Origin of the sequence: Kitasatospora sp. NPDC004669, from assembly GCF_040609455.1 — a bacterium.
GTDB lineage: Bacteria > Actinomycetota > Actinomycetes > Streptomycetales > Streptomycetaceae > Kitasatospora.
The window spans coordinates 37,224-55,876 of sequence record NZ_JBEXKB010000002.1 but is presented as its reverse complement, the minus strand read 5'-3'; the positions used below and the strand labels follow the sequence as shown (position 1 = coordinate 55,876).

The 18,653-nt window shown below is 72.3% G+C and carries 17 protein-coding genes; 9 read left to right on the top strand and 8 right to left on the bottom strand.

Features of this window, described 5'->3' with window-relative positions:
* Positions 1-156: 156 nt before the first annotated feature.
* Together ABZW30_RS02095 and ABZW30_RS02090 are read left to right on the top strand one after the other, a co-directional pair.
* Positions 157-1,212 (top strand): NADP-dependent oxidoreductase, encoded by a 1,056-nt coding sequence (locus ABZW30_RS02095; RefSeq protein ID WP_355669372.1) that lies wholly within the window; start codon positions 157-159, stop codon positions 1,210-1,212.
* A 203-nt stretch (positions 1,213-1,415) separates the two neighbouring features.
* The gene (locus ABZW30_RS02090) at positions 1,416-1,577 is read left to right on the top strand and encodes a hypothetical protein (protein WP_355669098.1); all 162 of its coding nucleotides are present in this window, start codon (positions 1,416-1,418) and stop codon (positions 1,575-1,577) included.
* Positions 1,578-1,662: 85 nt separating this feature from the next.
* Here the strand turns inward: ABZW30_RS02090 and ABZW30_RS02085 are convergent, their stop codons facing one another.
* The gene (locus ABZW30_RS02085; protein ID WP_355669097.1) at positions 1,663-2,187 is read right to left on the bottom strand and encodes a helix-turn-helix domain-containing protein; all 525 of its coding nucleotides are present in this window, start codon (positions 2,185-2,187) and stop codon (positions 1,663-1,665) included.
* 96 nt (positions 2,188-2,283) lie between these two features.
* Here ABZW30_RS02085 and ABZW30_RS02080 point away from each other — a divergent pair, with 96 nt between their 5' ends.
* Complete coding sequence (locus ABZW30_RS02080; protein WP_355669096.1) at positions 2,284-3,078, top strand: class I SAM-dependent methyltransferase; 795 nt, start codon at positions 2,284-2,286, stop codon at positions 3,076-3,078.
* Here the strand turns inward: ABZW30_RS02080 and ABZW30_RS02075 are convergent.
* A complete protein-coding gene (locus ABZW30_RS02075; protein ID WP_355669095.1) occupies positions 3,068-4,285 on the bottom strand; it encodes a pyridoxal-phosphate dependent enzyme in 1,218 nt (405 codons plus the stop codon). The genes ABZW30_RS02080 and ABZW30_RS02075 overlap by 11 nt on opposite strands.
* 104 nt (positions 4,286-4,389) lie before the next feature.
* Between ABZW30_RS02075 and ABZW30_RS02070 the strand changes: the two genes are divergently transcribed.
* The gene (locus ABZW30_RS02070; RefSeq protein ID WP_355669094.1) at positions 4,390-4,692 is read left to right on the top strand and encodes a hypothetical protein; all 303 of its coding nucleotides are present in this window, start codon (positions 4,390-4,392) and stop codon (positions 4,690-4,692) included.
* Between the two features lie 48 nt (positions 4,693-4,740).
* On the opposite strand, the gene ABZW30_RS02065 is transcribed toward ABZW30_RS02070, so the two are convergent.
* Entirely contained in the window at positions 4,741-7,548 is a 2,808-nt protein-coding gene (locus ABZW30_RS02065; RefSeq protein WP_355669093.1) for a penicillin acylase family protein, read from the bottom strand.
* A 207-nt stretch (positions 7,549-7,755) separates the two neighbouring features.
* On the opposite strand from ABZW30_RS02065, the gene ABZW30_RS02060 reads away from it, so the two are divergent.
* Both ABZW30_RS02060 and ABZW30_RS02055 read left to right on the top strand, forming a co-directional pair.
* A complete protein-coding gene (locus ABZW30_RS02060; protein WP_355669092.1) occupies positions 7,756-8,982 on the top strand; it encodes an SUKH-4 family immunity protein in 1,227 nt (408 codons plus the stop codon).
* Positions 8,983-9,032: 50 nt separating this feature from the next.
* Positions 9,033-9,755: a DUF6159 family protein gene (locus tag ABZW30_RS02055; protein WP_355669091.1), complete on the top strand. Its 723-nt coding sequence runs from the start codon at positions 9,033-9,035 to the stop codon at positions 9,753-9,755.
* A gap of 202 nt (positions 9,756-9,957) precedes the next feature.
* On the opposite strand, the gene ABZW30_RS02050 is transcribed toward ABZW30_RS02055, so the two are convergent.
* Together ABZW30_RS02050 and ABZW30_RS02045 are read right to left on the bottom strand one after the other, a co-directional pair.
* Positions 9,958-10,554 (bottom strand): DUF1349 domain-containing protein, encoded by a 597-nt coding sequence (locus ABZW30_RS02050; RefSeq protein ID WP_355669090.1) that lies wholly within the window; start codon positions 10,552-10,554, stop codon positions 9,958-9,960.
* A gap of 152 nt (positions 10,555-10,706) precedes the next feature.
* Complete coding sequence (locus tag ABZW30_RS02045) at positions 10,707-11,627, bottom strand: LysR family transcriptional regulator (RefSeq protein ID WP_355669089.1); 921 nt, start codon at positions 11,625-11,627, stop codon at positions 10,707-10,709.
* Between the two features lie 72 nt (positions 11,628-11,699).
* On the opposite strand from ABZW30_RS02045, the gene ABZW30_RS02040 reads away from it, so the two are divergent.
* A complete protein-coding gene (locus tag ABZW30_RS02040; protein WP_355669088.1) occupies positions 11,700-12,086 on the top strand; it encodes a RidA family protein in 387 nt (128 codons plus the stop codon).
* Positions 12,087-12,189: 103 nt separating this feature from the next.
* Here the strand turns inward: ABZW30_RS02040 and ABZW30_RS02035 are convergent, their stop codons facing one another.
* Both ABZW30_RS02035 and ABZW30_RS02030 read right to left on the bottom strand, forming a co-directional pair.
* Positions 12,190-12,552 (bottom strand): DUF4180 domain-containing protein, encoded by a 363-nt coding sequence (locus ABZW30_RS02035; RefSeq protein WP_355669087.1) that lies wholly within the window; start codon positions 12,550-12,552, stop codon positions 12,190-12,192.
* A 110-nt stretch (positions 12,553-12,662) separates the two neighbouring features.
* Entirely contained in the window at positions 12,663-13,343 is a 681-nt protein-coding gene (locus tag ABZW30_RS02030) for a macro domain-containing protein (protein WP_355669086.1), read from the bottom strand.
* Positions 13,344-13,538: 195 nt separating this feature from the next.
* Between ABZW30_RS02030 and ABZW30_RS02025 the strand changes: the two genes are divergently transcribed.
* Together ABZW30_RS02025 and ABZW30_RS02020 are read left to right on the top strand one after the other, a co-directional pair.
* Positions 13,539-15,164, top strand: coding sequence for an ADP-ribosyltransferase domain-containing protein (locus ABZW30_RS02025; RefSeq protein ID WP_355669085.1), 1,626 nt, complete (start codon positions 13,539-13,541; stop codon positions 15,162-15,164).
* 114 nt (positions 15,165-15,278) lie between these two features.
* Positions 15,279-17,366 carry an AAA family ATPase gene (locus tag ABZW30_RS02020; RefSeq protein WP_355669084.1) on the top strand — a complete coding sequence of 696 codons (2,088 nt, stop codon included), beginning with the start codon at positions 15,279-15,281 and terminating at the stop codon, positions 17,364-17,366.
* 113 nt (positions 17,367-17,479) lie between these two features.
* On the opposite strand, the gene ABZW30_RS02015 is transcribed toward ABZW30_RS02020, so the two are convergent.
* Positions 17,480-18,568: a branched-chain amino acid aminotransferase gene (locus ABZW30_RS02015; protein ID WP_355669083.1), complete on the bottom strand. Its 1,089-nt coding sequence runs from the start codon at positions 18,566-18,568 to the stop codon at positions 17,480-17,482.
* Positions 18,569-18,653: the final 85 nt, after the last annotated feature.

The window sequence follows — 18,653 nt, the reverse complement described above, 5'->3', positions numbered from 1 at the left end:
CCCCCGTCCAAACCTCCGAAGATCGCTCCGCCGCTACGCGGATCCGGCCCAAGGACCCTCCCCCACCCTCCGGGCGGGGGGACCCCCATCTCCCCTGACCGAAGCCAGGGGCATCCTGGGAGAACAAAGGTGAATCACCCCGTGAGGACCGAGAACGTGCGAATCGAGAAGTGGATCGTCCACGAGCACGTCGACGGCGTGCCGGACGTGGACCGGATGTACCGGAGGGTCGAGGAGGAGGTGGACGTTCGGCTCGCCGACGACGAGATGCTGCTGCGCACCCGGTGGGTGTCGGTGGACCCGTACCTGCAGGGCATCGCGCTGGACACCCCGGTCGGCGACCACATGGGCGCCGACTCGATCATGGAGGTGGTGCAGGCCGGGCCCGCCGCGCGGTTCGCGGTCGGCGACCTGGTCCAGGGCTTTGGCGGCTGGCGCAGCCACGTGATCAGCAACGGCGCACCCGTGCCCTGGCAGACCGGCACCTTCCCGATGGTGTTCCCGGCCTACCGCAGGCTGGACCGCGCGGACTACGACGAGCAGCTGCCGATCACCACCGCGCTCGGCCTCCTGGGCGGGCCCGGGATGACGGCGTGGGGCACGATGGAGAAGTTCCTGGACGTGCGCCCCGGCCTGACTGCGCTGGTCAGCGGGGCCAGCGGCGCCGTCGGCTCGGTGGTCGGCCAGCTCGCCAAGTACCGGGGCGCGCGGGTCATCGGCACCACGGCGACCCCGGCGAAGGCGGACCGGCTGCTGGAGCTGGGCTTCGACGCGGTGCTGCACTACCGGGACGGGGACGACCCGGAGCGGTTGGCGAAGGAGCTGGCCGAGCTGGCCCCGGACGGCATCGACCGCTACTTCGACAGCCTGGGCGGGGCGCTCACCGACGCGGTGTTCGGGATGCTCGCGGTGGACAGCCGGGTGGCGGTCTGCTGGCAGTGGGGGAGTCAGGTGGGCGGCGAGTGGGCGGGGCCCCGGCTGTTGCCGATGATCATGTTCCCGCGCACCGTGATCCGCGGCATCTTCTCGTTGGAGTGGTTCACCGAGGAGAACTGGTCGGCGCTGCGGCGGGACCTCGGGGCGCTGGTCCGCAGCGGGGACCTGAGGTACCAGCAGACCGTCCACCAGGGGTTCGACAGCATTCCGGCGGCGTACCGGAGCCTGTACACCGACCGCTCGGCGAGCCGGGGGAAGGTGCTGGTCGAGGTCTGAGCGGACGGCTCCCGCTGACAGAGTTCCGGGATGACCGTCTTGTTCTCCACCGACGTGGTGGCCGAACTCGCCGGCGTGGACGACCACTTGCTGCTGCTCTCGGACGGCCGCAACATCCTCGACGGCGACGCTGAGGACCTCCTCGCCCAGCACCTGTGGCTGACCGGCCCGCGGGCCGAACGGCCGCCGGTCGGGGGGAGATCGTGCACGAGATCCACACCGCCCGGCAGTCCACCTTCACGGTGCGCGCCCTGCTCGGTGCGGCGACCCCGCTGGAGGCCCCCGGCTGGACCGGCCACCCCGTCACCCTGGAGGACATCGTGCTCGCGTACCTCAAGACCTCGCTCGGGGAGACCGGACGATGAGCGCCCGGACCACCACCCCGCCGCCCTCCGCCGCGACCCGGCCCGCCCCCGCGGCGTAGTCGCGTGGCCTCCGGTGGTCGCGCCGTCAGGGTTCGGTGCGGGTGGGGCAGGAGGCGCGGGAGGCGAGGAGTGGGCCGAGCACCCGGGTGCCGGGGCCGGTGCGGCCGCCGGGGCCGGGGAGTGCGGTGGTGTTGTCGGCGGTGACCGGCTCACCGCAGTGCCCGCAGGCCATCACGGGATCGGTGTCGTGCCCGCAGTCCAGGTGGCGGATCCGGGCCGGCGGGCCGGCCTCGCCCGCGTACCAGCGGTCGCCCCAGGCCATCAGTGCCAGTAGCACGGCGTGCAGTTCGGCGCCCTTCTCGGTGGCCCGGTAGTGCTCGCGCGGCGGGTGCTCCTGGTACCGCTCGCGTTCCAGGACGCCCTCTTCGACCAGCCGGGCCAACCGGGCGGCCAGGACCTTGCGGGAGATGCCCAGGTCGTGGGCCAGATCGTCGAAGCGGTGGATGCCGGTCAACACGTCCCGCATGATCAGCACCGTCCAGGCGTCGCCGAACAGGTCGGTGGCGCGGGCGATGGAACAGGCGACGTCGGCCAACGAAGTGCGGGTCATGCGGCCAGCCTAGACGGGTTCCCTGAGGAAACCCATCCCTGCTAAGTTCCCTCAGGGAACCTGAATCGTTCGAGTGGGTCTTGAGGGAGCTCAGCCATGGGCACAACCCCGCGCATCGAGCTCGACGCACCGTCGCCGGAGGCGATCGACGGGCGGCACATCCGTGCTCTCGCCTTCCAGGCCGTCCGGATGGACTACCTGGCCGAAGTCGCCCCGGGCGGCGGGGGGCGCCCTGCCCTGGTGGTGGGTGGTGGGCGAGGCCTGATCGCCACCGGACTGGCCGGGCTCGGCTATCGGGTCACCGCCGTCGACCCGTCCCCGGTGGCCACCGCGACTGCCCGGGCCAGCCATGGGCGGGACGGGCTCCCGGTCACCGACCTGGTCGCCGATGCCGAAGAACTGCCCTTTGGGGTCAGCGAGTTCGACCTCGTCTACTGCGCCGACACCTTCGAGGTCACGGGCGACCTGAACGGCGTCCTCGGTCAGGTCGCACGGGTCCTCGCCCCCGGAGGCGCCCTGGTCTACGACACCGTCAGTCGCACCGCGCTCTCCCGGCTGGTCTACCTCGGCGCCTTCCAAGCCGTGCCGATGACCCGGATCATGCCGCCCGGTCGCTATGCGGCAGCCCGGCTGCGCACCCCGGCGGAGATCGCGGATGGGCTGGCTCGGCACGGCCTGTGCAACCGGGACATCCGTGAGTTCAAACCGCGCAACCCGCTCAACCTGGTCCGGGCGGTCCGGGCACGCCGAAGCGGCCAGATCAGCGATGAGGAGATCCCGCCGCTGGTCGACTTCGTGCTGTCCCCGGCCGTCCGGCCGTTGGTGACCTACCTGGGGCGCGCGGTGAAGGGGGGCGATCGCAGAGCTCGCCAGTCCGGGGCTAGCCGGTGATGCCCGCGGCGCGCAGGCGGCGTTCGACCTGCGCCCACTCGGGGGTGACCGGGGCGGTCGGATGGGCGCCCATGGCCTTGTCCTTGAAGCCGCTGGAGGTGGACACGCAGACCACCGGGCCGTCGCCCAGGGCCTCCTCGCCGAGGCTGCGCAGTCCGGCCAGGCCGGCTGCCGAGGACAGCTCGGCCCACAGGCCGGCGCGGGCCAGTTCGCGCTGGGCATCGGTGAGTTGGCGGTCGTCGACGGTCAGCGCCCGGCCACCGCTCGCGCGCACCGCGACCACGCCCCGGTAGCCGCTGACCGGGGAGGCGATCGAGTACGCGTCGCTCGGGCCGACTGTCACGTGGGTCGCCGGGACACCTCGGGCGAGCGCCCGGTGCAGCGGCCCGGAGGCCGCGGACTCGCAGGAGAAGATGCGCGGTACCCGGTCGGCCAGCCCGAGGCGGTGCAGCTCGGCGAAGCCCTTCCAGACGCCGAACAGCAGCTCGCCGTACCCGGCCGGCACGAACACCGCGGTCGGCACGCCCACGTCCTGGAAGATCTCGTACGCCACGGTCTTGTAGCCCTCGGGGCCGTATGCGTGACCGGTGTGGGTGGTGGTCAGGTTGCTGACCGGGTGCAGGCCGAAGCGCTCGACCACCTGACGCAGCAGCGGCCAACGAGCCTCCCACGGCACCGGCAGCACCACGGCGCCGTAGGCGTTGAGGAAGGCGTCCACGGCGGGCGGCACATCGGGGCCGGTGAAGACGACGCAGGCCAGTCCGGAGCGGGCGGCGTAGGCGGCCGCCGAGGCGCCGTGGTTGCCGGAGGACGCCGCCGCGATGCCGGGCGCGCCGACACCGACGGCGGCGCTGGTGGTGCAGCGGTTCAACCGGTCCTTGTGGCTCCAGGTGGGGTTGCGGGACTCGTCCTTGAGGTAGACGCCCGGCTGGATCTCCACCAGCGGGGTGGCGCCCTCGCCGAGGCCCGGTGCGAGCAGCGGTGGCAGCAGCGGCGCCCAGCGCTCCAGGCCGGCGCGGGCCTTGACGGGGGCGAACAGGCTTGCCGGGTCGAGCTTGTCGTAGGCGTAGTCGACCTCGACGGGGTAGGAGACGTCCTCCGTGCTGGTCTGCGGGCAGCCCGCGGTGAGCGGTGGCCAGAGCGGGTAGTCGAGGTCGGGGTTGCCGAGTGAGCGCTGACCGGTTGCGAGGGAGTCGTCCGTTGCCATGTAAGTACCCTAGCTCGGTTTTGGGTGCTACATGACGGGTTTGTGATTCCTCGGTGGACGGGCACACTCACCGGGACGCCGGAGACCGGACAGGAGCTGGGGGCGTGATGGACAGCGGCACACGGGCGATGCTCGACGCAGTGGGCGAGGCGCGGCGGCAGTTGCGGGAGAATGCGCTGCCGAAGGCGCGGGACGGGGGGCGGGAGAAGGTTCCGGCGGCGGAGGAGATGGCGCTGTTGGGGGCGCTCGCGGCTCTGGTGGAGAGCGCGGGGGAGTTGGCCTACGCCGTCGCCGATCGGATTTCCCCGGACAATTCTGAAGCGTACGTGCAGGCGTACAGGCGCTTGGACCGCGAGGCCCGCAATCTGCGGGACGAGGAGCGGAAGGCCAAGGGGCGGGCGAAATGACGCCGCCGGCGCCCTGATCACGGGCGCCGGCGGAGGTGGGTCAACTGCTCAGCGGTGGCTGGGGAACTGCACCACCTGCTGGTAGGTCGGCCGGTTCTGCCAGGTCGTCTTGTCGTCCGTCACCCCGCCCAGCGGCCGCTGGATGATGGTGTCGGCGCACCACTGGTCGCCCGCCGAGCAGTCCCCGTCGCCCGGGTAGACCTGGGAGGGGGTCTGGGCGGCGGCCTGCTTGAGGGTGTTCAGCAGTACGCCCCGGCAGGCCGTCAGGTCGCCCCCACCGCAGTACGGACGGGCCAGCGGTCCGGCCACCGGGTCGCCGAGGACGGAGCGCAGATCCTTGTCCAGGTAGCTCCACCAGCCGTACTGGAAGGCCGAACCCTTGTGCGGAATGGACTCGTTGGCGCTCGCCGGGCCGCCGGCCGTGGCGCCGGTCTGCCCGCCGGAGGGCGACTCGTTGATCTGCAGTGCGCCGGTCAGCGCGGTGAACAGCTGGTCGCCGAGCCCGGGCCGCATGACACCGTCGGCGACCAGTGGCCACCAGGCGTCCATCACCCGGATCGCGGCCGCGTCCGCGTAGTTGTGGCTTCCCGGTGACGTCTCCTTCCGTTGCCCGCCGTCGGCGAGCCAGGCCTCCAGCTGCTGCAGCGCGGTGAGGGTGGCCGGGTCGGTGACCGGACCGCTGCGCAGGACCCGGATCAGGTCGGGCAGGACGTCCTCGGCCCTCAGGTCGGCGAGGGCGGCGCTCTCCATGGCCTGGGTGAGCGAGACCCGGCCGGCCTTGCCGCCGTTGGCGAGCAGGGCCTTGACCCGGTCGTCGAGCAGGTTCCCGCGGTGCACCGAGCCGTTGCCGAAGCCGGCGGCGGTGTAGCCGTCGGCCTGCTTGTTGTTCCAGGAGATGTAGTAGTCCTGGTTGACGGACTGCGGGTGCTCGGCCGGCGGGGTGTACCGGGCGGTGTTGGTGGCCGGGTCGAAGTCGGCCCACTCGTAGGCGGGTTGGGCGAGCACCGGCAGGCCGGCATCGACGCCGGGGGCGCGTACCGGGTTGCTGCCGGAGTTGTAGTACGCGATGTCGCGGGAGTCGGCGTAGAACCAGTTGAAGGTGTAGTTGATGTCCTGCGCCGCCTGCTGGAAGCTCGGTGCGTCGTGCACCGCGCCGGGGTCGTTCAACTCCTGGAAGCCGATGATGGAATCGGCCTCGTGCCGGTAGGTGGAGCGCAGCGAGGTGAACGCGACGGGTGCGCCGCCGACGGTGCCCCGGGCGGTCACCAGGCCGTAGTCGGAGCGGTACATCACCAGGGTGTAGGAGCCGGCCGGGGTGGAGTCGGCGGTGGTCGGGCTCCACGCGTTCTTGCGTTCCAGCCGGTCGAAGGGCAGGCACTGGCCGTGCCAGAGGTAGGAGTTGGCGGCGGTGGTGACCGGCGAGCCGTCGGTGGTGCAGAGCGGGACGGCGTAGGTGTCGGTGATGTCCTGCCCGGCCGAGGTGGCGCTCCAGGCGTAGTCCTGGCCGCGGCCGAGCTGCACGTAGAAGCTCAGGCCGGCGAAGGCCGCGCCGCGCGCGCTGATCCCGGGGCCCTGGATCTCCTCCAGCATCAGCAACTGTGGGGCGAAGTAGCCGGTTTGCGGGCCGAACACGGCGACCGGATGGCCGTCGTCGGTGTGCGCGCCGGAGACCAGCAGGGCGTTGGACATGCCGTGCTTGGCGGTGAGCAGGTTGCCGGGGAGGACGCCGTTCGCGGCGGTCGTCGCCGCCCCCGCCGAGCCGGTGGCGTCGTAGATCATCCGCTCGGGTACCACCGAGCCGGGGTCGGGCAGCGCCTGGCCCTGCGGCTGGTCGGGCACGGTGGCGTACGGGAAGCTCTGCCCGTCGTGCAGGGTCTGCACCGCCTCCGGGTCGTCGGCCTCGCGCAGCGACTTCCAGACCGCGTCCCCGGCGTCCTTGCCGTAGCGGGCCTCGGCGGCCGACTTGACCTGGGCGGAGGCGAGTTCGTTGCCGCCGCCCGCGCCGAACAGCGCACCGACCACGGAGGCCAGGGCGACCAGGTCGGTCAGCTTGAACGGCTCGATCGAACCGGCGTTGGTGATCGGGTCGACGTGCCCGGTGAGGTCGTACTCGCCGGGGAAGGTACGGCCGTTGTACGCCTGCGTGACGTACTGGTTGACCCCGTCGAGGTAGGCGTTGGCGTCGGCGAGCGCCTGGGCGGCCCGGCCGCCGCGGGAGGCGAGGGCGTCGATCTGCTGCTGCAACTCGGCCTCGGTGTACGGCGCGGCCTGCCAGAAGCTCTGCTCCAGCTGGCGGTTGGCGGCCGCGCCGCCCGCGAAACCGGACAGCTGGCCGCGGCCGACGTGCCGGAACAGGTCCATCACCCAGAGCCGGTCCTGCGCGGCGGCGTAGCCGGCGCCGAACTCGGTGCCGTAGCGGGTGGTGCCGGTGATGTGCGGGACGCCGGTGGCCTTGTCGCGCACGATGGTGACGTCCGGGCGCGGGGCGGTGGTGCTGGCCACCTGGTCGGCCGGGACGCCGAAGGAGGCGTCGTTGAAGAAGCTCCGCAGCCCGGCCTCGGTGAGCCCGGGATAGCCGGAGGCCAGGGCCGCGTAGGGGCCGAGCTGGTCGTCGGTGTGCGCGGGGCGGCTGCCGAACATCCGGTTGAGCAGGATCTCGGCGAGGGTGGCGTTGCCGTTCTCACCGGGCGGGAGGACGTCGGTGCAGCGGCCGCCGCAGTAGTCGGTGGCGGCGGCTGTGGTGGTGTTGGTGGGGACCGCGGTGGCGGTGGTGGGGGTGGTGAGGGCTGCGGTGACGAGCAGGGCCGACGCGAGGGCGGCGGCCGGGAAGCGGAGGCGGTGGGGGCGTGGGCGCAAGGCGAGCTCCTCCGTCGAAGCCACGGGGAGTCGACGGTAGGGCTGCTACTGGACGGTTGGCTAGTGGCGTGCATGCCATTTCGTGCTTCCCGCGGCGGAGTTGACGGTCCGCAGGGGCACGGGTCGGCCGACTGTCGGTGTCGTCGGCTATGGTCGCTCGCGTCGGTGAAAGATCGTCCGTCAATCGGCGGGGGAGGAGGGCGAGCAGTGGTGGAGGCAGCCGTGGAGGTCGCGGGGCTCAAGGAGTTGCCGGACGGGCTGACCCACGGGCCCAGCCGGGAACTGCTCGCCGCCGGGGAACTGTGCTGGTCCTACGCGCACCTGGACCTGCTGAACTCGGGCGCAGATCCGCTTGAGCCCGCGTCGACTTGGTGGGAGGGGTGCGCCGTCCAGGAGGCCGAGGGCCTGTACGTGCTGGGCGAGGCGCGCTACGAGACCTGGTCGGTCCACGGGCCGGTCGCGGTGCTGCTGGACGGCGCCGGCGGCGAGGTGTACCTGGCCCGCCCGGACGACGACGGTGTGCTCCAGCGGGACTTGCTGGCCAGCGGCCCGGACACCCTGATCGCCCTGGTGACGGCGATCGAGGCCGTCACCTCGGCCGCGGCCGGCGAGTACGACCTCGACGAGGGGGACACGGAGCCGCCGCGCCGACCGGCCACGGTCACGGAGGTCGTGCGGGTCGTCCGGGAGGAGTTGCGCGAGGCCGATCCGGAGCTGTTCCGGCGGACGGACGGTCAGCCCGCCCACTGGGAGACGGCGCTGCGGATCCGGGCCCTCGGTTGGGGTGCCAAGACGGGCGAGGACGGTGCGCTGGCGTACGAGCTCGATCCGTCGCTGGTCGAGGACCTCGCGACGATCGAGGGCGAGGGCACGGTCCGCCGCTTCGCCGAGGACGAGCTGCCCGAGCAGCTCACCCACGGCCCGACGCGGCGCCTGCTCACCGAGGTCGGACTGCCCGTCTCCGGCCGGTGCCTGCTCGACGTCGATGCCGAGGGCCCGCTGGGCACGCTGGCGGAGGACTACCCGGAGAACTACGAGCCGGACGAGGACGGCGACATGTCCACCCGCCCGCACCAGGGGGAGTTCCTGGTGGTCGGCGGGTGGATGTACGACTTCGTGATCGCCCTCGACGGCGCCACCGGGCAGGTCGAACTGCCCGACTGGTGGGACGACGGCGATCCGGCGGCGTACCTGCACCGCGATCTGTCCGCGCTGCTCTACGTGCTCTGGACCTTCGAGCACCTGCGCGCGCAGCGGCGCGAGGCGGAGCGTCCGCAGACGGCGGGGTCGTGGTCGGTGTTCGACCCGTGCGAACTGCTGGACGGCGCGGCGGAGGAGGCCCTGCGAGCCCTGGACACGGAGGCCTTCGCGAGCGATCGCCACTTCTGGCCGATACGGGTGGATGACGGGCACATGGGTGGCTTGCTGGAGTAGTGGTCGCTCGGAGCGATGATGGACAACGCTTGGGAGGGCGGGGTGGGGCATTGAGCGGGAACGTGTCGGGCCGGGGGCCGGCGGGGGTGGTCTGGCGGCGGAAGAAGCTGCTGCTCCTGCCGGCTCTCACCGTGGCGGTGGTGGGCGGGGTGGCCGGGTTGCTGGTCTGGGCGGAGGTCCAGCTCGGGGGGAGCCTGGTCCTCGGGGCGGCAGGGCTGGTGGTGCTGTCCTTCCTCGCCGTGTTCGGTAACGCGGCGCTGCTCATCGCTTCGTGCGACGCTCTGTGGGGGCGGCCGGTGGGGGTGAGGTCCAGCTACGGGCGAGCGGCCGGGCGGGTGCGGGCGATTGGCGGGTGGGCACCGATCGGTGCGGCGCAGTTGCTCGGGGCGCTGTTGCTGGTCGGTATGGCCTGGTCGTTGGGGAGCTACCTGGTGGTGCCGGCGATGGTGCTCGACGGGGTAGGGGTCCGCGAGGCGATGCGGCGGTCGCGGGAGACGTACCGGCGTGACCGTGCGGAGTTCATGCGGGGGGCGACCGGGATGACGGCGCCGTTCCTGCTGACGTTCCTGCCGTCCGTGGTGGTGTTCTTCGTCGGGCTCACGGCGACCGACCGAGGGCTCGGGGCGGTGTTGATGGGCTGCGCGGCGCTGTGCCTGGGAGCCGGTGTGACGGTGACGGCGAGTCTGTTCGGGATGTTCCGGGCGCGGCTGTACCTGGAGTCGAAGGGGACGGTGGTAGCGGCGGAGCCGCTCTGTCGGCGGCGAGCGCCGTGATCGCCCGCGGGGTTGGCACTACGAGCTGGGCGACTGGCTGTGGACCGATTCCGGCGGGGGCTGGTACTACCGCTGGACCGGGTTGCTCGTCTCCGCGCCGGTGGGGTTTCTCATGCACACCGACGGACGGGTCGGCGTGGAGGACGGCGGCGAGTCGTCAGCCGATCAGCTCGGTTGACGACCCGCAGGCCCCGCTGGGCCGTCAGTCCGGCAGGTGCAGAGCCGTGTCGGCCGGGCCCTGGGTGAGGCAGGTGAAGCGAACCTGGAGGCCGTCGCGCTCGGGGGAGCAGCAGAACGGGCCGGCGGTTGCGGGCGCGTCGGGGGCGAGGGGTGCGAGGCGGACCAGGCGCCAGGGGTCGTCCTCGCAGCGGGCGCGGATGGTGACGGCGTCGCCAGTGCGGCTGGCGCGGACGGTGACGGGGCGGCCGTGCCAGTCGGGGACGGGGGAGAGGGACCAGTCGGAGAGGCCGTGGGTGACGACCGCGCCGAGGTGGGGGACGTCGTCGCTCATCTCGACTCCGGCCTTGATCCACGTCCGGGGGTCGACCCGGATCAGCAGGCCGGCCTGGTCGTAGAGGGCGGCGAAGTCGGCGATGAAGGTGACCTCGATGGCACTGTCCGGCGGGAAGCCGGTGAGCAGCGCGTGGCCGTCGTCGCGGACGAAGCCGTAGCCGGTGGTGCGCCAGAAGTCGCTGCGGCCACGGGCGGTGACCAGGAGATCGGTGCCGTCGGTGTGGGTCTGCTCGGGCGGGTTGAGCCAGCTGCCCTCGTGCCAGGGGATGTCGCGGGGCGGGTGCATCGGGCCGTCCTTCCGCCGATTGCTGCAAGTTTCGGAAAGAACATCCAAGCACTTGCCCCGCGGCCGGGGGAGGGGTGGGTCAGGGCGTGAGCACCAGCCGGATCGGGGTGCCCTCCTTGTGCTCCAAGGCCTCGACCGGCCGGATGTGGCGGTTACCCGGTGGTGGGGTGGTCGTGATGGGACCGGCTGACGGCCGCCAACAGGTGGGCCACCAGGGGGTTTCGGTCGTGCTGGCGCCAGGCGACGGCCACCCGGGTGCGGGCGGTGCCGGGCCCGATCCGGCGGAAGGCGACGCCCTTGAGCCGGATGCGGCGGATGCTCGCCGGGGCGAGCGTGACGCCGAGGCCGGCCTCCACCAGTGCGCACACGGTCTGCCACTCCACCGCGTGCTGCCCGATCCGCGGGGTGAAGCCCGCCGCGGTGCACAGGCCGGTGATCCGGTCGTACAGCTGCGGACCGGCCGCGCGGGGGAGCAGGACGAACGGAGAGTCAGCCAACTGGGCGACCCGGACGGTCCGTTGGGAGGCAAGCGGATGCCCGGACGGGAGCACGGCGACGATGGGCTCGCTGAGGACGGTGCGGAAGCGGAGCTCGGTGTCGGTGTCCGGCGGTTCGCGCAGCAGACCGAGGTCGATGCTCCGGTCGTGCAGGGCGGCGAGCTGCGGTGCCGTGGTCATCTCGCGGATGTCCAGGTGCACGCCCGGGTACCGCTCCCGGAAGGTGTGCAGCAGGCCGGGCAGGACGGTGAGCGCGAGCGAGGCGGAGAAGCCGATCCGCAGCCGTCCCGTCTCGCCGCTGCCGACGGCGCGGGCGGCGGCCAGGCCGTCCGCGAGTTCGGTCAGCACCCGCTGCGCGGCGGGCAGCAGTTCCCGGCCGGCCGCCGTCAGCGTGATGCCGCCGGGTTCGCGGTGGAACAGCGGATGCCCGACCTTCTCCTCCAGGCGGCGGATCTGCTGGCTCAGCGGGGGCTGGGCGATGCCCAACCGGGCGGCCGCGTGGCCGAAGTGGAGTTCCTCGGCGAGGACGGTGAAGGCGTACAGCTGAGGGAGGGGGAGTTCGGGGCGCTGCTCCATACGCCCAGGGATATCACGTCATGCTGACCGGCGTATTGGACGTATCAGTGCAGGCCACCTAGCGTTCCGCGCATGACAGAGCGACGTGCGGTCCTCAGCGGCTCGACCTTCGAGGAGCAGATCGGTTACGCCCGCGCCGTGGTGGACGGCGACTGGGTGCATGTGTCCGGCACGACCGGGTTCGACTACGCCACCATGACGATCTCCGAGGACGTGGTGGAGCAGGCCGAGCAGTGCCTGCGCAACATCGGGGAGGCGTTGGCCGAGGCGGGGTGCGGCTTCGCCGATGTGGTGCGGGTTCGCTACCTGCTGCCGGAGCGCGCCGACTTCGAGCCCTGCTGGCCGGTGCTGTGCCGCTGCTTCGGGGACGTCCGGCCGGCCGCCACGATGATGGTGTGCGGTCTGGCGGACTCTCGGATGAGGATCGAGATCGAGGTGTACGCGCGGCGGCCCGCCTGACAGTAGGCCACCGCTCTCGGCGACGGGCCCGGCGGGTTTCGGCGACGGGCCCGGATCGACGGTCGGCGTCGGAGCCGGGCCCGAATCCGATGGGGCGTCAGGCTCAAACCGCGAGGCGGGCGGTGAGGGCCTCGGTGTCGGGGAGGAACCAGATGTGGCCGGCCGCGTTGGACTCGTGGACCAGCGAGCGCAGTGCCGAACTGACCTCCAGATGGCGGGAGATGTCGCCGATGACGGCCAGCCGGACGTGGTAGTTGACGAACTTCTGCATGACCTCGCCGGCGAAACCGGTGCTCAGGACGAAGAACTCGTCGTCCAGCCGGTCGGCGGGGACGGCGACGATCTCGGCGCCGACGTAGGTCGCGCCGATGAGATCCAGTGCATCCTGCACGGTGGTGATCGCGGGCCCGGCGGGGTCGCACACGAGCACCTTCACCCCGCTCAGTTCCTGCACTGTGTCTGCCATGGCGGTCTCCTGCCGATCGGGCGTGATGATCCGGGTGTGATCATCCGTGTACGAGCCTCAATCTAGGGGAGGAGGCCCGGCGCCCGGAACCGATTTACCGCCCGCTGCGGCTATCGTCGGGCCCGGCTGCGGCCGGTGGGCGGCGCAATGCGCACCCGCTGGGTGGCGGGCGCCTTCTCGATGTCGTCCAGCTGGTCGAGGATGGTGGCGCGCAGGTCCTCGTCGTTCTCGAAGCAGTGGTCGTTGAACAGGGTGTAGCCCGTCCACATCAGGTTGGCGCACACCCGGGCCGGGACCCGCCCGGTCTGGGCGCCCATGCCGACCAGCGCCACCGAGCGGATGCTGCCCGGCGCCAGCAGGTTCTGCCGGTGCACGGCCTGGAAGGCGGCGGCACAGGCGAGCGCCACGTTCAGCGTCTCGCTCACGTTCTGCGAGGAGGCGTGCATCGTGGGCGCCGAGATCAGGAACTTCGGGTTGACCGCCCCGGAGGGCACGCAGACCGCGCTGCCCACCGGCAGCGTGCCCGCGTACTTACTGCGTATCGCCCGCTGCACCTTCAGCTGGATGCCCGCCCCCAGGTACCGCTTGACGGCCGCGTCCGTCCCGCCGTCCATCCGGCCGCGGGAGTTGGTCGGGCTGACCCAGGCGTCGACCTCCTCGGTGAGGATCGAGCCGTGCCGGATCTCGATGCCGGGGGTGTCGGCGAAGGCCGCCCGCCACGACTCGACCACCATCGCGTTGAGGTCCGTCAGCACCACCCTGAGCGGGGACTGCGCGCGGTCCGTCGTCATGCTGCAACTCCTGTCGTTCGTCGAGCTGTTTCCCGCTGTCGATCAGGACGTTAGCGCGCACCACCGACACTCCGTCCGTCGCCGGCCGGCCGCCAGGGATTGTCGGTCCCGGCTGCTAGGAATGTGCTGTCCGCCGGGAAACTGACGGACAGTCACCCGTCATCTCCCGTGATCCGATCCAGCCGGAGTACCACCATGAGCGCTGCCGACACCCCCACTCCCGCCACCCAGTCCGACCCGAACGACCCGCTGGCCCTCGCGGAACTCTTCCAGGGCGGCGGCGAGCCGTGGCTCCCGCTGCTGAAGCCGGTCATCGAGGCGCAGCCCGACGCCGCCTCGTTCATCGGCCCGGGCCGCAGTCCTGAGGTCGTGCCCGTCCGCGAGCTGACCTTCCAGGCGCTCAAGCCGCACGCCCCGCACAAGTGGAAGGTCGTGGTCTTCGGTCAGAACCCGTACCCGCGGCCGGAGAGTGCCACCGGCATCGCCATGTTCGACAACACCTTCCACGACTGGAAGGACAGCCAGTTCGGCCGGGTGGTCAGCATCCGCTGCATCATCAAGGCCGCGGCGATGTGGAAGTACGGCATTCCCAAGAAGACGCCGATCGCCGACATACGGGCGCTGCTGAAGAGGGAGGAGACCGTCCAGCCGCCGGAGTGGTTCCAGGCGATGCTGACCCAGGGCGTGCTGCTGCTGAACGCGGCGCTCACCGCCAGCGCCGACGGCGGGATGGGCCCGGACCGGCACACCGGGTTCTGGCGGCCGGTGGCCGAGCGGATCATCGAGGAGATCCTCCGGGCCAAGCAGCAGGCCGACGAGGAGGACCGGGGCGTCGTCTTCGCCTGGTGGGGCGCGCACGCGCGCAGCCTGAAGAACGTCGTGCTGCGGCTGCAGAAGAAGTACCCCGAGGTCGAGGTCCGCCACATCGACCACGCCAACCCGGCCGCCCAGGGCGACATCTTCTGCGACGGGGACCACTTCACCACCGTGAACGCCGCGCTCGCCTCGCTCGGCGCGGAGGAGATCGACTGGCTCCCCAGCGCGGGCTGGGACGCCGACGCGGCGCAGCACGGCGGTGCCGACGGCGGCGTCGCCGAGCGGATGGGCGCGTTCATCGCCTCCACCATGGAGCTGCACCAGCTGTATCTGGACCGACTCGCCGGCGTCAGGGACGAGGGCCTCGAACTCCCGGCGATCAGCGGGGTGTTCGACACGCCGATGATGGACTTCCGCGACGCCGTGGCTCCGGTGGCCGAGCTGCTCCGGGGCCTGGACCGGCACGTCGCGCTGTCGCACGACTTCGGCAAGCGGCGCGCGGACGAGGGGGCGACCGGTCTGTCCGCCGACGCGATCGCCGCGCTCTACCTCTACACCTGCGAGTCCGCGTTCTACCGGGAGATCAACGCGGTGCTGCGTTCGCCGGACCGCGGCCGGCTGGTGCCGTACCTGCCGTACCTGCGGCTGCTGTTCGCGGCGGTCTCGCAGCTGCCGGCGCGCACCGAGCCGCTCTGGCGCGGGGTCTCGCTCGACCTGCGCAAGCAGTACCCGCTCGGCCGGACGGTGACGTGGTGGGGCGTGTCCTCCTGTACCTCCAAGCTCGGGGTGGCCCAGTCCTTCCTGGGCAGCCGGGGCAAGCGGACGCTGTTCGAGGTGCGCCCGCTGCGCGCGGCGGGCATCCAGCGGTTCTCGGCGTTCACGGGGGAGGAGGAGTTCATCCTGCTGCCGGGTACCCAGCTGGAGGTCACGGACGTGCGGACCGAGCGCGGCGGGCTGTGCACCGTGACACTGACCGAGCTCGCGGAGGAGCCGCTGGTGTCCTGAGCCGATGTCCTGAGCCGAGCGCGGCCCACCGCTATCTAACCAAGTGAAGATCTTGACTCAGTTAAGTTATGATGGCTCCTCCGAACAGCAGCCGAGCCGACCACGGGGGAAGCGATGACGTCCGAAACCATGGGCCTCGACGGAGAGCTGGCGGGTGAGCGGGCCTACGTCGAGGTCTGCCGGGCGGCGATGGCCTGGCAGGTGGCGGACGCCGGCCACCAGGTCGTCGCCGGAGAGGACGTCTCGGGCGACGGCGCGAGCGCCGAGGCACTCGGCCGCTACCTACGGACCCGCGCCAAGCGGATGCGGGAGCTGCCGGACAGCCCGTCCTTCTTCGGCCGCCTCGACTTCGACGACGCGCCCGGGACCGGGGACCACCGCGGGCAGCGTTACTACGTGGGCCGCCAGCGCATCTCCGAGGACCCGACCGTGCCGCCACTGGTGGTCGACTGGCGGGCCCCGGTCTCCCGGGCGTTCTACCGGGCGAGCGCCCACGAGCCGCTGGGGCTCGCGCGCCGCCGCCGGTTCGGCTGGGCGCCGGGGAGCCCGGGCGCGCCGGAGGACCTGACCGGCCTGGAGGACGAGCACCTCGACCGCGCCGAGGACGAGCACCTCGACCGTGCCGAGGAAGGCGGGCCCAGCGGCATCCTGGCCGCCGAGATCGAGCGCCCCCGCACCGGGCCGATGCGCGACATCGTCGCGACCATCCGGCCCGAGCAGGACGAACTGGTCCGCGGCGAGCTCGGTGAGTCCGTCTGCGTCCAGGGCGCCCCCGGCAGCGGCAAGACCGCCGTGGGCCTGCACCGTGCCGCCTACCTGCTGTACAGCTTCCCGCAGCGGATCCAGCGCAGCGGCCTGCTGGTCATCGGCCCCAACCGGACCTTCCTGCGCTACATCGCCGAGGTGCTCCCCGCACTCGGCGAGCTGGACGTCTCCCAGCGCACAGTGGAGGACCTGGTCGCCGCCGGCCGCACGGTCTCCACGGTGGACGGCGAACGGGCCGCCGCGATCAAGCAGGACGCGCGGATGGCCGAGGTGTTGCGCCAGGCGCTGTACGGCCGGATCCGGGCCGCCGGCTCCGAACCACTGGTCGTCCCGGACGGCTCCTACCGCTGGCGGGTGCCCGCGGAGAGGCTCGACCGGGCGGTCGCCGAGATCCGCGAACAGGCGCCGCCGTACGCCGTCGGCCGGGAGAACGTCCGCACCCGGGTGATGGAGCTGATCCGGGACCAGGCCGAGCGGCGCTCCGGCGTCCAGAACGCCGCCTGGCAGCGGAAGGTCGGCCGCTGCAGGCCGGTCGCGGCCTTCCTGGAGACCGCCTGGCCCGCGCTGCGCCCGGAGGCCGTGGTGGCCGCCCTGCTCGGCGACCCCGTCGTGCTGGCCGAGGCGGCCGACGGACTGCTCTCGCCCGAGGAGCAGGCGGCGATCCTGTGGCGGAAGCCGCCGCGCTCGGACCGGAGCGTCAAGTGGTCCGAGCACGACCTCGTCCTCCTCGACGAGGTGGCCGGCCTGATCGAGCGCCCGGCGAGCTTCGGTCACGTGGTGGTGGACGAGGCCCAGGACCTCTCCCCGATGCAGTGCCGGGCGATCGCCCGCCGCAGCACCTTCGGCTCCCTCACCGTCCTCGGCGACCTCGCCCAGGCCACTGCCTCCTGGTCGGCCCGCAGTTGGACCGAGCAGCTGGGCCACCTCGGCAAACCACAGGCCACCCTGGTGCCGCTGACCACCGGCTTCCGGGTCCCGGCCGCCGTGATGGCGCTCGCCAACCGGCTGCTCGGCGCGCTCGACGTCGACGTGCCGCCGGCGGTGTCGCTACGCCGGGACGGCGAAGTGGCGATCCGGGCGGTGGACGACCTGGGCGAGGCGGTGGCGGTCGCGGCGCGCGCCGCGCTGGAACGGGAAGGCTCCATCGCGGTGATCGCCGCCGACGACGCGACGGCGCGGGTCGCCGCCGCGCTGGGAACCGCCGGGATCCCGAGCGCCTGCGCCGAGGAGGTCGGCGGCACGGCCCGGGTGACGGTGCTTCCGGCCTCGCTGGCCAAGGGACTCGAGTACGACCACGTGATCGTCCTGGAACCGGCCGCCATCGCCGAGGCCGAGCCGCGCGGACTGCACCGGCTCTACGTGGTGCTGACCCGGGCGGTGTCCCGGCTGGACATCCTGCACTCCCGTCCGCTTCCGGCGCAGCTGACCGCGGGGTGAACCGGTGCCCCCGCCGGCCCGGACCCGGTCGTCACCTCCGAACCGCCTCCGAACCGCCTCCGAACCGCCGGCGGATCCGGCGGAGGCGACGACCGGGTGAGGCGGGCGGCGGATCAGAGCACCCGGCGCAGCCAGCCGTGCCCGTCCTCCGCGCGCCCGTACTGGATGTCGAGGAGGTGTTCGCGGATGGCGAGGGTCTGCTTTCCGGGAGCGCCGGTGCCGATGGTGAACTCGTAGCCCTGGCCCTTGAACGCCGTGATCGGGGTGATCACGGCGGCGGTGCCGGTGGCGAAGACCTCGGTGACCGTGCCGTCGACGGCGCCGGAGCGCAACTCCGTGAGGGTGACGGCGCGTTCCACCGGGGTGAGGGCGAGCTCGGCCGCCAGGGCGAGGACCGAGTCGCGGGTCACGCCGTCCAGGATGGTGCCGAGCCCGGGGGTGACCAGCTCGCCGTCGGAGGTGACCAGGCAGAGGTTCATCGTGCCGGACTCCTCCAGGTCGCCTTCGCCGCCGGTGTCGTCCAGGAACAGCACCTGGTCGCAGCCGTGCTGCCTGGCCTCTGTCTGGGCGGCCAGGCTGGAGGCGTAGTTGCCGCCGCACTTGGCCGCGCCGGTGCCGCCCCGGCCCGCGCGGGTGTACTCGCCGCTGACCCACAGGGTGATGCCGGTGACGCCGGAGGGGAAGTACGGCCCGGCCGGGCAGGCGATGACCGAGTAGGTGACGTGGTCGGCCGGCCGGACACCGAGGAAGGCCTCCGAGGCGAACATGAACGGCCGCAGGTAGAGGCTGCCCTCGCCGTCGGCGCCCGGCACCCAGGCCTCGTCCGCGCGCACCAACTCCTCCACGCTGGTGAGGAAGTCCTGCTCGGACAGCTCGGGCAGGGCCAGCCGTCGTGCGGAGCGCGCGAAGCGGCGGGCGTTGAACTCCGGGCGGAACAGCCAGACGCTGCCGTCGGCGTGCCGGTAGGCCTTCAGCCCCTCGAAGATCTCCTGCGCGTAGTGCAGCACGGCCGCGCTCGGGTGCAGAGCGAACGGCACCAGTGGCCCGACCTTGCGGTCGTGCCAGCCCTCGGCGGACGTCCAGGTGGCGGTGGCCATGTGGTCGGTGAAGTGCTTCCCGAAACCCGGCGCGGCGAGGACGTCGCGTCGTTCCGCCTCGGGGACGGGCTCGGTGGTCCGGAACAGCGGGAATGCACCACTCATCGTCAACTCCTCGGCATCGAGGCAGGATCTGCCGCGGGAAACCCGGCAGGCGGGCCGGGGCCCGGCACCGCACCCGGCATGCTAA

Bases quoted from the DNA above. Each gene is read 5' to 3' on its own strand.
- ABZW30_RS02025 (WP_355669085.1), top strand. From the start codon at position 13,539: ATGAGCGCTGCCGACACCCCCACTCCCGCCACCCAGTCCGACCCGAAC.
- ABZW30_RS02030 (WP_355669086.1), bottom strand. From the start codon at position 13,343: ATGACGACGGACCGCGCGCAGTCCCCGCTCAGGGTGGTGCTGACGGAC.
- ABZW30_RS02045 (WP_355669089.1), bottom strand. From the start codon at position 11,627: ATGGAGCAGCGCCCCGAACTCCCCCTCCCTCAGCTGTACGCCTTCACC.
- ABZW30_RS02080 (WP_355669096.1), top strand. From the start codon at position 2,284: ATGGGCACAACCCCGCGCATCGAGCTCGACGCACCGTCGCCGGAGGCG.
- ABZW30_RS02050 (WP_355669090.1), bottom strand. From the start codon at position 10,554: ATGCACCCGCCCCGCGACATCCCCTGGCACGAGGGCAGCTGGCTCAAC.
- ABZW30_RS02015 (WP_355669083.1), bottom strand. From the start codon at position 18,568: ATGAGTGGTGCATTCCCGCTGTTCCGGACCACCGAGCCCGTCCCCGAG.
- ABZW30_RS02085 (WP_355669097.1), bottom strand. From the start codon at position 2,187: ATGACCCGCACTTCGTTGGCCGACGTCGCCTGTTCCATCGCCCGCGCC.
- ABZW30_RS02075 (WP_355669095.1), bottom strand. From the start codon at position 4,285: ATGGCAACGGACGACTCCCTCGCAACCGGTCAGCGCTCACTCGGCAAC.
- ABZW30_RS02020 (WP_355669084.1), top strand. From the start codon at position 15,279: ATGACGTCCGAAACCATGGGCCTCGACGGAGAGCTGGCGGGTGAGCGG.
- ABZW30_RS02035 (WP_355669087.1), bottom strand. From the start codon at position 12,552: ATGGCAGACACAGTGCAGGAACTGAGCGGGGTGAAGGTGCTCGTGTGC.
- ABZW30_RS02040 (WP_355669088.1), top strand. From the start codon at position 11,700: ATGACAGAGCGACGTGCGGTCCTCAGCGGCTCGACCTTCGAGGAGCAG.